Source organism: Methylocaldum sp. GT1BB, assembly GCF_051027545.1.
GTDB lineage: Bacteria > Pseudomonadota > Gammaproteobacteria > Methylococcales > Methylococcaceae > Methylocaldum.
In genome coordinates, this window is record NZ_CP194902.1 from 651,223 (window position 1) to 663,229 (window position 12,007).

Sequence of the window (12,007 nt, forward strand, 5' to 3'; positions counted from 1 at the left end):
CGGACCCGTCATTCCGGCAGGGAAGCCGGAATCCAGCCACACGGAGGTGAAGCGGCGGGCCGGAGCTGTGCTTCGGATAAGCCAGCGTGCGACCGGCCGGTTACCATCCATGGCCCTGGATTCCGTCGTCCATGGACGGAATGACGGTGACGACCACCCGCTGGGTCTTGTGTATAACGATGAGAGCAGGAGCTTGGGATCAAGCGGAAGTAGACGTTGAAATTCCCCGCTCGATGGAGGTCACCATGACGAGCCAGAACGCTTCGAGCACCATCAACGACAATTCGGCCTGGCCGGACCTGCCTTTGCAGGCATGGCAAGACACCTATGCGACCTTGCATATGTGGACACAGATCGTCGGCAAAATCCGGCTGGCCTTGACGCCCTGGATCAACCACTCCTGGCATGTCGTGCTTTATCTGACGACATCCGGGCTGACGACCTCGCCGATTCCCTATCGTGACCGAACGTTCCAGATCGATTTCGATTTTATCGAGCATCGACTCGTGATCCGGACCAGCGACGGCGCGGCGCGACAATTCCCGCTTCTACCCTGCACGGTGGCCGATTTCTACCGGGAAATTTTTGCCGCGCTTCGGGCGCTGGATATCGAGGTCGCCATACGGAAAAAACCCAACGAGGTCGCCCGCGCGATTCCCTTCGACCAGGATCGGGAACACGCCGCCTACGATGCCGAGCACGCCCACCGGTGCTGGAGGGTGCTGGCCCAGGCGGATAGCGTATTCAAGGCATTCCGCGCGCGCTATATCGGCAAATGCAGTCCGGTGCATTTTTTCTGGGGCAGCTTCGACCTGGCGGTCACACGCTTCTCCGGCCGGCGCGCGCCCGAACACCCCGGCGGCGTGCCCAATCTTCCCGATTGGGTGGTCCGCGAGGCCTATTCCCATGAGGTAAGCAGTTGCGGCTTCTGGCCGGGTAACGATGCTGTCCCGTTTCCAGCCTTCTACGCCTATGCCTACCCTGAACCGAAAGGTTTTCCGGACGCACCGGCACGTCCCGAAAGCGCGTTTTACAGCCCCGAGCTCAAGGAATTCGTCCTGCCTTATTCCGAGGTGCGGCAGGCGGATTCACCCGGCCGGCTGCTGCTGGAGTTTCTCCAAAGCACCTATGACGCGGCCGCCGATCTGGGACACTGGGATCGGCCGTCATTGGAACGGAGCCTATCCGGCAAAGAGCCTACCTTCCCCACGACCTAAAACTTGCCCGAGCGGAAATCGTGCATGGCCTGTTCGACCTCGTCGCGCGTGTTCATCACGAAAGGTCCCCACTGCACAATCGGCTCGTTGAGGGGACGGCCGGCGACGAGCAACGATCGAGCCCCGCGCGAAGCCGTCAGCCGCACGCCATCGGCATCCGCGCGGTTGGTCAGGACCGCGAGCTGACGGGCGCGCACCGGCTCGCCCCGTGTGCCGACGCCGACTTCGCCTTCGTAAACGTACAGAAACGCGTTGTGTCCCCCAGGGATCGGCGCCTCGTAAGCGCTTCCGGCCGGCATTTCGAGATCGAGATAGAGCGGCTCGGTCGCCTCGCGCCTGACCGCGCCGCCGATGCCCGCAACCGATCCGGCGATGATCCGGATGGTCACGCCTTCGGCCGTGGTGGTGCTCGGGATCGCTTCCGCCGAAATGTCCCGGTAGCCGGGCTCGGTCATCTTCTCGCGCGCGGGCAGATTGATCCAAAGCTGGAAACCGTGCATCAGCCCCTGCTCCTGCTCGGGAAGCTCGGAATGAATGATGCCTCGACCCGCCGTCATCCATTGCACGCCGCCGGCAGCCAGCAAGCCTTCGTGGCCGGCGTTGTCGCGATGCCGCATGCGTCCCGCGAGCATATAGGTCACGGTCTCGAAGCCCCGATGGGGATGATCGGGAAAGCCGGCGAGATAGTCGTCCGGATTGTCGGAGCGGAACTCGTCGAGCATCAGAAAGGGATCGAGCCGCCGCTGCAAGTCCGGGGTCAGCACGCGCAGCAGTTTTACGCCCGCACCGTCCGAAACGGCATTGCCGGTGACCAGTCGCTCGACCTCGCGGGTTACAAAATTCGGAGAGGTGGTCATGGGTGTTCTCCTCAAACAATTTGTCAAACATCGATCGGTTTCGCCGCAGTCGTTACCGCTCGGGAACCGGCAAGCCGGGCGATCTGCCCGAGCGCATCGGTTTCCGCTTGCCCCTTGGCGGTCTCCCCCAAAGCCAGTCCTTCGGCATAGACGAAATTGACGTCCGTCATCCCGAGGAAACCCAGCACATTGCGCAGGTAAGCGGTTTGGGTGTCCTGCGGCGTGCCACGATGGACTCCGCCGCGGGCGGCGAGCACGAACACCTGTTTGTCTTGGACCAAACCGACCGGGCCGTTTTCCGTGTACTCGAACGTGATTCCGGCGCGGGCGACGTGGTCGATCCAGGCTTTGAGAGTCGACGGGATGCCGAAGTTGTACATGGGAACGCCGAGCACGAGGACATCCGCCGCCTGAAGCTCCGCAATCAGTTCGTCCGAAAGTTCCACTGCCGCCCGCTGCTCGGGAGTGCGCCGTTCGGCCGGCGCGAAGAAGCCTGTGATTGCGGTCTCGTCCAGGTGCGGAATCGGCTCGCGGCCGAGGTTGCGGGTGACGATCCTGTCCTCCGGATGCCGCGCGCGCCACTGGGTGATGAAAGCGTCGGCGAAGCGGTTGGCGTTGCCGGTGTCGGACAAACTGGTCTTGATTTGCAGCACGTTGGCCATGGCGATCTCCTGGTAAGAATCGATAGACGGCACCAGGATAGGTTTGTATGACTCGATTAAAAAGCGCAAAATTCTGGGCATTCTTATCGAAGAATTCGATCATATGAAGATTCCCCGGACCACTCTCGAGCAATGGCGGGTATTGCAGGCGATCGTGGAATACGGCGGATTCGCCCAGGCCGCCGAAGCGCTGCATCGCAGCCAGTCGTCCGTCAGCTATACGGTCGGCCGGCTGCAGGAGCAGCTCGGACTGAAACTGCTGGAGATTCACGGCCGCAAGGCAAAGCTCACCGAATCGGGAGAGACGCTTCTGCGCCACGCAGAAGAACTGCTCGGCGAAGCGCTCAAACTGGAGAAACTGGCCCACAGTCTGGTGCAGGGGTGGGAAGCGGAAATCCGGCTGGTGGTCGACGCGTTGTTCCCCACTCCCCTTTTGCTGCGCATGCTGAGGGAATTTGCGCCCCTCAGCCCGCACACGCGCGTGCTGCTCAGCGAAGAGGTGCTGTCCGGCACCGACGAGGCGCTGATCATGGGCCGCGCCGATCTCGCGATCGGCGGACAAGTCCCGCCGGGATTTTTGGGAGATCACGTGCTGGACGTGGAACTCGTTGCCGTGGCTCATCCCGACCACCCGCTACACCGGCTCGGACGAACCCTAGATGCCGATGACTTGAGCCGGGAACTGCACGTCGTCGTGAGCGATTCGGGCACACTGGCGCCGCGCGATTCCGGGTGGCTCGGCGCGACGCGGCGCTGGAGCGTGACCAGTCCCGAGAAGCGGATAGCCTTGTTATGCGCGGGGCTGGGCTTCGGCTGGATTCCGTGCCATCTGATCGAGGAGCCGCTCGCCTCCGGCCGGCTCAAGCCGCTGCCCCTGCGCGATGGACAGCGCCGAAAGGTGCCGCTGTATCTCATCTTCGCCCAGCCCAAGCTTGCCGGCCCCGCCACCCGCAAGCTGGCCGAACTGATCCGCGCCTGCGCCGCCGAAGGCGGAACCGGGATGAACAGCGGTTCCGTCTAGCCCGCAGTTCTCCGATTTCTCCCGCAGCGGACTCCGATTCGCTTGGCTTGTTGGCGAGCTGTGCTCTGTCTCACCGTGGGGAAGGACATTGTAAAAGCTGCCTCTGTGCATGAATCTTTACACAAATCGTCACCCCGGCAAGGAAGGGTGTCTTCGGTGCTCCCGAAGACACCGTTTGCGATCGGAAGGATGTCTCCGGCGCTCAGCGAGCTTAAAGCCTATCCTTTATAAAACCGTCGAATCGGAATTATCATCCGCGCTTGCAGCGGACGTCATACGAACACTTTGGACTTATCAAGGGGGGGTAGGAACATGAGCGAGTTCCCGGCTTACGACGAGGTGCATGTCATCTCCGATATCCACATGGGCGGCAAGCCCGGCTTCCAGATCCTTAGGGAGACCCAGCGTCTCGCCAACTATATCCGGTGGGTGGCGGCGCAGCGTCCCGAAGGGCGCGTCGCGCTGATTCTGAACGGCGACGTGTTCGACACCCTGGCCGAGGACATCCGGGGCTACGTCGCCGTCGACGAGGCGACGGCCACGCTGACGCGGATCATGGACGACAAGTCGTTCTCCGGAATTTGGGAGGCTCTCGCGGATTTCGTGAAGAAGAAAGGACGCACGCTGGTGATCGTCATCGGCAACCACGACATCGAAGTGTCCTTTCCCTCGGTCCAGCGCCTGATTCTGTCGCGGCTCGCGGGCGAAGACCTTCTCGCCAGGGCAAGGATCGAATTCTCCACCACCGGCGCGGGCCACACCTGCCTGGTCGGCAATGCCCGCGTCTTCTGCACCCACGGCAACGAAGTCGACGCCTGGAACTACAACCGCTACGAAGATCTGGCGAAAGTCGCGCGGCGCCTGAATGCCGGCCGTTCGCTCGAACCGAGCGAATGGTACCCGAACGCCGGCACCCGCATGGTCAAGGAAGTCATGAACGAAGTGAAACGCCGGTACGCGTGGATCGATCTGCTCAAGCCCGAGACCTCCGCCGCCGTCGGAACCCTGGTGGTGCTCGATCCTTCCCAGGCGGCCAAGATCAACAGCCTGCTGTCGATCCTGGGCGAGCGCCAACGGGGCAGCGGACAGGTGGACCAGCGCCTGTCGGCGGAAGGATTCCAGCCCCGCCAGGCGACCGGCGCGCCCGCCATCACGGTCGATCAGCTGCTGGGGCCGAACGTTTCGGCCGGCATCCAGGGCGGAGGCCCGGCCGGCGCACAAACCGCCGACGACATGTTGCTGGCCGCCGAGAAGGGCTTCAAGCAACCCGGCGCTCGCGCGACACCCGCGAACGAAACTCTGGGTACCGGCGGCCTGATCTGGGATCGCCTCACCGGCTGGATCACCGGGATCGGCAAGGATGAAGCGCTGCGGCGCGCGCTCAAGGATTGGCTCGCGGGCGACAAAACCTTCGACATCACCGATCAGGACGACACCTATAAGCAGGTGACGGCTTCGGTCGGCGGCTCCACCGACTTCATCGTCACCGGCCATACTCATCTCGAACGCGCCATTAAGATGGGCGGCTCCCGCTATTACTTCAACAGCGGCACCTGGATCCGCCTGCTGCGGTTCAGCGACGCCATGCTCAAGGACACGGCCTCTTTCAAGCCGGTGTACGAGGCGCTGACCGACGGCGGGATGGCGGCCATCGACAAGGCGAAATTCGGCGGCGAATCGTTCGTGATGGACCAAACCAGCGCTGTCTCGATCTCGCTGGAAGACGGAAAAGTCGTCGGCCGTCTGACCCATATCGAGGGAAACGGCACGGGCAAGCCGCGGGTTATCGAACAATTCGCGAGGCCCTGAGATGAGCGAAATTCGCAACGTCAAACTCGAACTGCTCAGGCCGGGCCCCGCGCACAATCAATTGTTGTCGCCGCTGACGCCGTATCTCGCGCTGTGCGGCGCCGACGGTCCGGTGACCGTACACATGCCGTTCGAGCAACGGCAACTGCTCAACCGGCTCGAACGCCTGCGGTACGACATAGACGGAAGCCCCGTCGCCGCCTCGCAGCGCGAAAGCGAGATGCGGGAAATGGGCGAGGCGATCGGGCGGGTGCTCGGACAGGTTCCGGCGCTGCTCTCGGAACTGTCCGACCCGCGGGCCGACGGCGGGAAACTCGTGCATCTCAGGCTTTCGCTGTCCTCTTTCGAGCTGGGCATGGTGCCGTTCGAGACGGCTATCGCGCCGGACGGTTTTCCGGGTTCCGGATCTCCCCTGTTCCTGCAGTCGCGCACCCCTATCGTGATGACCCGGGAAGTCCGGCGCGGACGGCCGCTGCCGGTCGACTGGAACCGCCCTCCGCGCATCCTGTTCGCGTTCGCATCGCCCGGCGGCCTCCCGCCGGTGCCGGCGCAAGACCATTTGCACGCGATCCGGCGAGCGATCGATCCCTGGATCAAGATCAAGGACACGCCCGAGGAACGCATCCGGGAGGTCAAGCAGATCCTGACGGTGCTGCCCAATGCCAGCCTGGAGCAGATTCGGGAAGCCTGCTCGACCACCCAGTACGCTTACGTGCACATCCTGGCCCACGGCGCGCCGATCAATAACTCCGGCGACCGCCACTACGGCGTCATGCTGTGCAGCGATTCCAATTCCGCGCAAGGCGACGTGGTCGACGGCGAACGCCTGGCGATCGTACTCACGGCGCGGGACTCCTCCGGGACAACCAAATATCGCCCCAACGTGGTCACGCTCGCGACCTGCGATTCCGGCAACATCGAGTCGGTGCTGATACCCGGCGGCAGCATCGCTCACGAGCTCCACGCGGCAGGCATTCCCTGGGTCATCGCCTCGCAATTCCCCCTCTGGATGCGGGCCTCCTCGATCGCGGCCGAGGTGCTCTACAGCGGCCTTTTGAGCGGCACCGATCCCCGCTGGGTGCTCTACGACCTGCGCCAACGGCTTCGTACCGATTCGCCCGGCACCCATGACTGGGCGAGCATCGTCTGCTACGCGACCGTGCCCTGGAACTTCGAGCGGCAGGTGGACGCCTTCCGCGACGAACGCATCCGCAGCCGGCTCGAGGTGAAGTTCGACCGGATAGACGAACTGGTCGGCGCCAACGCGGACGGCCGGAGAGCCGCCGAGGCGCGCAACCCCGCCGATCGGGATGCTGAACTGGAAGTTCTGTGCGAGTCGATCCGCGCCGAACTCAAGGCCTGGTGCGCCGAGCCCGTCACGGAGAAATCGCCTGCGCAAAAGGCCAAGCGTCTCGGCATGAATGCCGCCAGCGAGAAGCGCATCGGAATCGCCTATTTTCTGATCGCGGCAAGCGAAACCGGCGATGCCGAGGTCACCCGCGCGAAGCTGGAAAAAGGCAAGAAAGCCTATGCATCCTCTCGTGATCTCTATCGCGAAGCATTGGAGATCGAGCCTTCCAACCCGTGGGCCATTACGCAGTATCTTTCCATGCTGGCGATGCCGGTCCTGGCGGGCAGTGCCGAGGTTTGGAAGTCGCTCGCGAAGGATTACGGCCTCTGGTGGGCCGCCGCCCGGCAGCTCGCCCATTGGCAGCTTTACAAAACCGCGGGCGAAGAGCGCGCCTATGTGCTGGCCACACTCGCCGAACTCGCCCTGCTGGGTGTTGCCTATGGCGCGCCAAAATTCAGCGCCAGCCAGGCGGAACAGGAAATCAGGGAGTTCTGCGGTGAAATGCTCTGCCTGCTGGGTCCCGATGCCTTCCCGATTCTTTCGACCCAGCGCCAGTTCAGGCGCTATCTCGAGTATTGGCAGAGGGACCAGTGGAACGAATTGGCCAGAACCGCGCTATCGGCGCTAGGCGACGAATCCCTGTCCCAGGCGAAGCCTTGCTGACGGACAAGAGCAAGGTTCCGAGTCTTGTGTCCGGAGTCGGATGGATTATCCCATTCGGCATTCGAGTGAACATTAATCGTAGGGTGGGTTAGCGAAGCGTAACCCACCGATTCGAGGTCGCTCGGTGGGTTACGGCCTCGCGGCCTAACCCACCCTACGAAAATTAATGCCTTATTGAAAGCGATTTGGAATTAGGCGCGCACCGCCACGAACGGTTCCGTGACCACGGACTCTCTACGCGCCGTAACCCACCGGTTCCGCGGCTTGGCCCGGTGGGTTACGGCGCGCGGAAGCCCCTCAAGGAACGTGGCCGGTTCGATGCGATGCTCACCAAACCCGTCGTGCTTTGCGCGTTCCCGGATGGTCACGTCATCCGCCCCGCCTAACCCGAGCCAATGACGGAGCAACAGTCAAACAACGAACGCCCGACACCCGCTATCAGTGCAACCGCCCCAAGTGGCGGCGGTCGAGAATCGGCCTATCTCTCCTGGAGAGCTTGGCCGGTCGTAGGATTCTCGAACTCCGGCCATCGCTCCTCAAAACCGGGATCATAGATCGGTTCTTCGCCCAGAGCCGACAACCGACTATCGACGCATCGCGTGAAGTAGTCCTTTTCCACGCCTGCCTCGATATACTTCTTGGATTCGGCCAAACACCGAGCCTGAACCGCCCCGGCTAATTGCTGCCGCACCGCCGGATCCGACGCACATCCACCGATCAGACCCAACAAAGCTAAAAACACGAAACGCATAACGCCTCCAAAATCCCTTTAGGCCCGTACCGACTCTACCCAAAGAAAAAACTCCGGTCAAAACCCAATGCCGGTCAGTTATTAATCAGGCCCGTAAATACCCTCCTGGTATTTCGGGCCGCCGCCCAGGCCGGTACACGCCCGGCCTGGGCTCACGCGGCTTGTCGCCGCGCCGGGGCATCCCTGCCCTGGATTAACCCGGCCTATATTTATAGGCCGGGTTAATAAGCGTCATGCTAGCGGCGAATGCCGAAACGACAGGCCTTAGGACTGGCTGCCAATTACATCCCCGTCTACTTGAAAACGATTTCGCAGTAAGGTGGGTTAGGCGCGCATCGCATCGAACCTGCCAGGTTCCTGTGGGTGTTTCCGCGCGCCGTAACCCGCCGGTTCCGCGGCCTGGCTGCCGTACGATTAGAGCGTTTTTCATCCCGGTGTACGGATTCATGTCGGGCGGGAAGCACGTAGGTCGGCAATCCCTTGCCGACTTATCGGCTCGACAAAGGACTTTGTGGGAAGGGGCGTCCTGGCGCTCCAATCGCAAACGGTCATCCCAGGAGCGCCGGGATGACCCTTCCAATCGCAAACGGTCATCCCAGGAGCGCCGGGATGACCCTTCCAATCGCAAACGGCCTGGCCGGGAGCGCCGGCCAGGCCCTTCCCAGGGCGGCCGTTTGCGATTGGGAAGGGATTGCCGACCTACATATCGGGCTCCCTGATACCGGATCGGAAAATTCTCTAGGCGCGAGCGCATCATAAGACAACAGGGCGGTAGTTTTGAGCTTGGTTCGCTTTTACCCCTTTGCCGCTGGAAGACTTTACCGAGCAGAGTGAAGCTTTCCGAAAGGCCGTAACGCCGCCTCCAATCCTTTTTCTATCTATTCGTAAGTTCTGGCTTACACGATTTTCAGCCTTTTCCGACTCAAACCTGGCTTTTTTGAGCCGCGAAGTCACTAGACTTATCTGCTGGGATTATTCGAAACGACGTTTAAACATGGGTTACCGTCGCCGATATCGTCGCAAACGCTCGCGGTCAGGGGGTGTTGAGTGACACGACTCACATTGCAAACCGTTTGTCATGGAAAGGTGCAGTGCTCTTTGGCCTTGTACTGTTTGTGATGTTCTATTGGTTGCTGCCGGCGTGGATGAATCATCTCCTTGAAAGCCGTCGCAGCAGCATGTTTTTCCCTGCGGTTGAGGCGATCTTCACTCGGCGGATTCATTGGCTTCAATGGTTGGGCATCGCCTTTGCCTTGATCTGCGGTTTTTTCGCCGTTAGCAACTATTTGTCCGCCGGTCGCCTGAGCCCTAAAGGTGAGCGCCATGTGAGTTTCTTTAGTCGGCTCTTGGCCAGGTTCCTGGATTGATCGGCGTAAATTGGGCCAATCTTATTCATTCTTCCAACCTAATTTGGCACCGCCGCAGGCGGATCATCAACAACTTTTCGGAGATTTAGATGCGCATGTTGCTATTGGTCGCAATCCTGGCCGGAGTCAGCTGGTATTACTTCATCGGCGGGCGCAAGATCTCGGACGATCAGGTCAGGGCCTTCTACCAAATGCAGACCCACGCGACGTTGAGCCGCAATCCAGAAGCGCTCTGCAATTTATTGGATAACGACTTTGAGAGTCGCGGCATATCAGTCGTTTACGGCCAACGAGTGGAGGTCACGCAGAACAAAGAGGAAACCTGCGCGGCCTACAAACAGATGTACCAGGGGATAGCTGACATCGGAGCGCGCCTAGGCGGTATAGCCACGCTCGGCTACGAGCATCACATTGACGAAGTCGAGGTCTCGTCGAATCGGAAATCCGCCATTGCGTCCGTTCACTTCGCCCTCACAGTCGCCGGCTCCGTCATGCAATATCGCGGGCACTCCAAAGATACGCTGATCCGCCGAGCCGGCCGCGTTCTCCTCCTGCGCAGTGAAGAGAAATCGAGCATCGGCAATGGCTAGCCGGCATCCAACAATTGGTTCGTAGGACAACGTCGGAAACAGCGGACGAATCTCGCTTTTCCTTTCGAGTTAGAGGCTGTTTTCTATTCACCCGATGTTGGCCGAACTCTCGAACAATCTCTTATCTTTTCCGTTTTCTCAAATTCAGCCAGGACAAACCCGAAATGGACAGTAAAAGAGTGAGAGGTAGAGAAACGTCTTAAAAATTGCTTACTGGTACGAACAGGGGGAGGATCGACGCGACACTGTTTCCGAAACGTTATGAGAAGCTCCGTAAGCATCCCTTGATTCTTACGTCGTCCATAGCTAACAGAAATCGATGGCTTCCCGGCGAGTTACATTATCGACACGGAACTGTACGGGGATTTGGGTGAAGTTGATGTCCCCAAAAATACGCCGGTCGGCTATTGTCCTCCCTCTCGTCAGCGCTTCTCCGGCGGTGGCTCGGCCACTTTCAAATATCTCTGCGATTCCTTGATTTCGGGGCTGATTTGCCCGGCATCGGGCAGGACCTTTCCCGTACAAAGCCAATAACCGTACTGTGGCCATTCGTTGGAAATCGCCTCGATATGCCAGGCGTAAACCTTCTGCTTTTTGTGTTCCAAATTGCTGAGCTGGTTCGTTCCTATCCCTGTCTTCTGGGCGAATTCGTCCCTCGTCAGGCCTAATGTCTTCCGTAGCTGCTTAATTCGGTCGTTCGCGGCAAATTCGTCAAGCATAGATCTCATACTTGTACTATTTACCGTAATGTATAAAATACATGTTCAAATAGCATGTTATTTCCCAATGTAACGCAATGAGGGGACATTATGGACGAACAGGCCATCCGTCAAGTTCTGTTGCTGCCGCACGTGCAGGTGATGCACCGGGAGAAGTTCGCGGAACTGGTGGGGGTATCGCCGGGTGTGGTGGAGGGGTGGGTCGATCGGGGTCAGGTGGACAGCATCGTCATCGGCAAGCATCGGTTGATCAACATGGTCAAGCTCACCCTGCGCTGCCTCGAGCAGGAGGCGTATTTCTAGCCAAGCCACAGGGAAAGCACCGATGTCTATCTATCAAACCAAGATGCCCCTCGGCGATCTCCACGCTGCCTGTCAGTCGATTGTGACCCGGCTGGTCGACTATGTCCGCCGCGGCGGCAGTGTCGAGCTCGGCTATTTGATGTACCGGAATCAGCTTCAAGGCTTTCTCCTCTTCACTGCCGGAACTGCGGGAGAGTCGATCGTCAAACATGCGCAAAACGCCCTGGACGCCGAGTACCGGCGCTTGACAAGCCGGCGCAATCCGGGCGAATAGTCCCTCTACCCAGAAGATGAAAACATCCGACAACCACGCCGGCGAACGCCCGATGAGCCTCCCCCGTTTCTCAAGGTTTCTGGCCCGAACCGAGACCCACATCGTTCTCGCCGCCCTCCTGCTCACCGCTGCCTGCATCGGCATCGGCGGCTTGATCGTCGATCGACTGGTGGCGCTTCGCCTCTTCACCGGGACGGGTGGTTAGATTCAGTCACGTGGGGCAGGCAAGGGCCCATTGACGTTGCAATGCGGGCGCCGCACGCCCGGCAACGAATGCCTGATATCCCTTTTCTTATCGGTTCATTGCTTCGGCACGAAGAGCGATTTTCGACAAAGTCAATGCACTTTCTTTTATTCCGATATCCGGACGAAATACGAGGAACCGGTAGAGTTCGAGCGCTGTTGGTTTTAGCTAACAGTACA

Annotated in this window: 13 protein-coding genes; 8 read left to right on the forward strand and 5 right to left on the reverse strand. The window is 60.3% G+C overall.

Features of this window, described 5'->3' with window-relative positions; all coding sequences use genetic code 11:
- The first annotated feature begins 245 nt into the window (after window positions 1-245).
- Window positions 246-1,217: a DUF5996 family protein gene (locus ACR2TX_RS04135; protein WP_434110391.1), complete on the forward strand. Its 972-nt coding sequence runs from the start codon at window positions 246-248 to the stop codon at window positions 1,215-1,217.
- Here ACR2TX_RS04135 and ACR2TX_RS04140 read toward each other — a convergent pair.
- Entirely contained in the window at window positions 1,214-2,074 is an 861-nt protein-coding gene (locus ACR2TX_RS04140) for a pirin family protein (protein ID WP_077730248.1), read from the reverse strand. The two genes, ACR2TX_RS04135 and ACR2TX_RS04140, sit on opposite strands and share 4 nt — an antisense overlap.
- A gap of 23 nt (window positions 2,075-2,097) precedes the next feature.
- Complete coding sequence (locus ACR2TX_RS04145; protein ID WP_434131285.1) at window positions 2,098-2,736, reverse strand: FMN-dependent NADH-azoreductase; 639 nt, start codon at window positions 2,734-2,736, stop codon at window positions 2,098-2,100.
- Between the two features lie 103 nt (window positions 2,737-2,839).
- Between ACR2TX_RS04145 and ACR2TX_RS04150 the strand changes: the two genes are divergently transcribed.
- The 3 genes from ACR2TX_RS04150 to ACR2TX_RS04160 all read left to right on the forward strand — a co-directional run bounded on the left by ACR2TX_RS04150 (window position 2,840) and on the right by ACR2TX_RS04160 (window position 7,580).
- Window positions 2,840-3,757 carry a LysR family transcriptional regulator gene (locus ACR2TX_RS04150; protein WP_077730306.1) on the forward strand — a complete coding sequence of 306 codons (918 nt, stop codon included), beginning with the start codon at window positions 2,840-2,842 and terminating at the stop codon, window positions 3,755-3,757.
- Window positions 3,758-4,069: 312 nt separating this feature from the next.
- The gene (locus tag ACR2TX_RS04155) at window positions 4,070-5,566 is read left to right on the forward strand and encodes a metallophosphoesterase (protein WP_434110393.1); all 1,497 of its coding nucleotides are present in this window, start codon (window positions 4,070-4,072) and stop codon (window positions 5,564-5,566) included.
- Window position 5,567: 1 nt separating this feature from the next.
- A complete protein-coding gene (locus ACR2TX_RS04160; RefSeq protein ID WP_434110394.1) occupies window positions 5,568-7,580 on the forward strand; it encodes a CHAT domain-containing protein in 2,013 nt (670 codons plus the stop codon).
- A 478-nt stretch (window positions 7,581-8,058) separates the two neighbouring features.
- On the opposite strand, the gene ACR2TX_RS04165 is transcribed toward ACR2TX_RS04160, so the two are convergent.
- Together ACR2TX_RS04165 and ACR2TX_RS04170 are read right to left on the reverse strand one after the other, a co-directional pair.
- A complete protein-coding gene (locus ACR2TX_RS04165) occupies window positions 8,059-8,331 on the reverse strand; it encodes a hypothetical protein (RefSeq protein WP_434110395.1) in 273 nt (90 codons plus the stop codon).
- A gap of 1,076 nt (window positions 8,332-9,407) precedes the next feature.
- Window positions 9,408-9,656 carry a hypothetical protein gene (locus ACR2TX_RS04170; RefSeq protein ID WP_143735161.1) on the reverse strand — a complete coding sequence of 83 codons (249 nt, stop codon included), beginning with the start codon at window positions 9,654-9,656 and terminating at the stop codon, window positions 9,408-9,410.
- A 131-nt stretch (window positions 9,657-9,787) separates the two neighbouring features.
- Here ACR2TX_RS04170 and ACR2TX_RS04175 point away from each other — a divergent pair, with 131 nt between their 5' ends.
- Window positions 9,788-10,288 carry a hypothetical protein gene (locus tag ACR2TX_RS04175; RefSeq protein WP_347258878.1) on the forward strand — a complete coding sequence of 167 codons (501 nt, stop codon included), beginning with the start codon at window positions 9,788-9,790 and terminating at the stop codon, window positions 10,286-10,288.
- A 422-nt stretch (window positions 10,289-10,710) separates the two neighbouring features.
- Here the strand turns inward: ACR2TX_RS04175 and ACR2TX_RS04180 are convergent, their stop codons facing one another.
- Window positions 10,711-11,007 carry a helix-turn-helix domain-containing protein gene (locus ACR2TX_RS04180; RefSeq protein WP_086135714.1) on the reverse strand — a complete coding sequence of 99 codons (297 nt, stop codon included), beginning with the start codon at window positions 11,005-11,007 and terminating at the stop codon, window positions 10,711-10,713.
- A 90-nt stretch (window positions 11,008-11,097) separates the two neighbouring features.
- On the opposite strand from ACR2TX_RS04180, the gene ACR2TX_RS04185 reads away from it, so the two are divergent.
- From ACR2TX_RS04185 to ACR2TX_RS04195, 3 genes are read left to right on the forward strand one after another with little or no spacing between them, the layout of a single operon-like run.
- Window positions 11,098-11,310: a hypothetical protein gene (locus tag ACR2TX_RS04185; protein WP_077730240.1), complete on the forward strand. Its 213-nt coding sequence runs from the start codon at window positions 11,098-11,100 to the stop codon at window positions 11,308-11,310.
- 22 nt (window positions 11,311-11,332) lie between these two features.
- On the forward strand, window positions 11,333-11,584 hold the full coding sequence (locus ACR2TX_RS04190; protein ID WP_077730239.1) for a hypothetical protein: 252 nt from the start codon (window positions 11,333-11,335) through the stop codon (window positions 11,582-11,584).
- Window positions 11,585-11,636: 52 nt separating this feature from the next.
- Window positions 11,637-11,789 (forward strand): hypothetical protein, encoded by a 153-nt coding sequence (locus ACR2TX_RS04195; protein ID WP_156880112.1) that lies wholly within the window; start codon window positions 11,637-11,639, stop codon window positions 11,787-11,789.
- The last annotated feature ends 218 nt before the right edge of the window (window positions 11,790-12,007 follow it).

Coding starts and splice junctions, on each gene's coding strand:
- ACR2TX_RS04150 (WP_077730306.1), top strand. CDS start 2,840: ATGAAGATTCCCCGGACCACTCTCGAGCAATGGCGGGTATTGCAGGCG.
- ACR2TX_RS04160 (WP_434110394.1), top strand. CDS start 5,568: ATGAGCGAAATTCGCAACGTCAAACTCGAACTGCTCAGGCCGGGCCCC.
- ACR2TX_RS04145 (WP_434131285.1), bottom strand. CDS start 2,736: ATGGCCAACGTGCTGCAAATCAAGACCAGTTTGTCCGACACCGGCAAC.
- ACR2TX_RS04165 (WP_434110395.1), bottom strand. CDS start 8,331: ATGCGTTTCGTGTTTTTAGCTTTGTTGGGTCTGATCGGTGGATGTGCG.
- ACR2TX_RS04135 (WP_434110391.1), top strand. CDS start 246: ATGACGAGCCAGAACGCTTCGAGCACCATCAACGACAATTCGGCCTGG.
- ACR2TX_RS04140 (WP_077730248.1), bottom strand. CDS start 2,074: ATGACCACCTCTCCGAATTTTGTAACCCGCGAGGTCGAGCGACTGGTC.
- ACR2TX_RS04185 (WP_077730240.1), top strand. CDS start 11,098: ATGGACGAACAGGCCATCCGTCAAGTTCTGTTGCTGCCGCACGTGCAG.
- ACR2TX_RS04155 (WP_434110393.1), top strand. CDS start 4,070: ATGAGCGAGTTCCCGGCTTACGACGAGGTGCATGTCATCTCCGATATC.
- ACR2TX_RS04180 (WP_086135714.1), bottom strand. CDS start 11,007: ATGCTTGACGAATTTGCCGCGAACGACCGAATTAAGCAGCTACGGAAG.
- ACR2TX_RS04190 (WP_077730239.1), top strand. CDS start 11,333: ATGTCTATCTATCAAACCAAGATGCCCCTCGGCGATCTCCACGCTGCC.
- ACR2TX_RS04170 (WP_143735161.1), bottom strand. CDS start 9,656: ATGGCGCTCACCTTTAGGGCTCAGGCGACCGGCGGACAAATAGTTGCT.
- ACR2TX_RS04195 (WP_156880112.1), top strand. CDS start 11,637: ATGAGCCTCCCCCGTTTCTCAAGGTTTCTGGCCCGAACCGAGACCCAC.
- ACR2TX_RS04175 (WP_347258878.1), top strand. CDS start 9,788: ATGCGCATGTTGCTATTGGTCGCAATCCTGGCCGGAGTCAGCTGGTAT.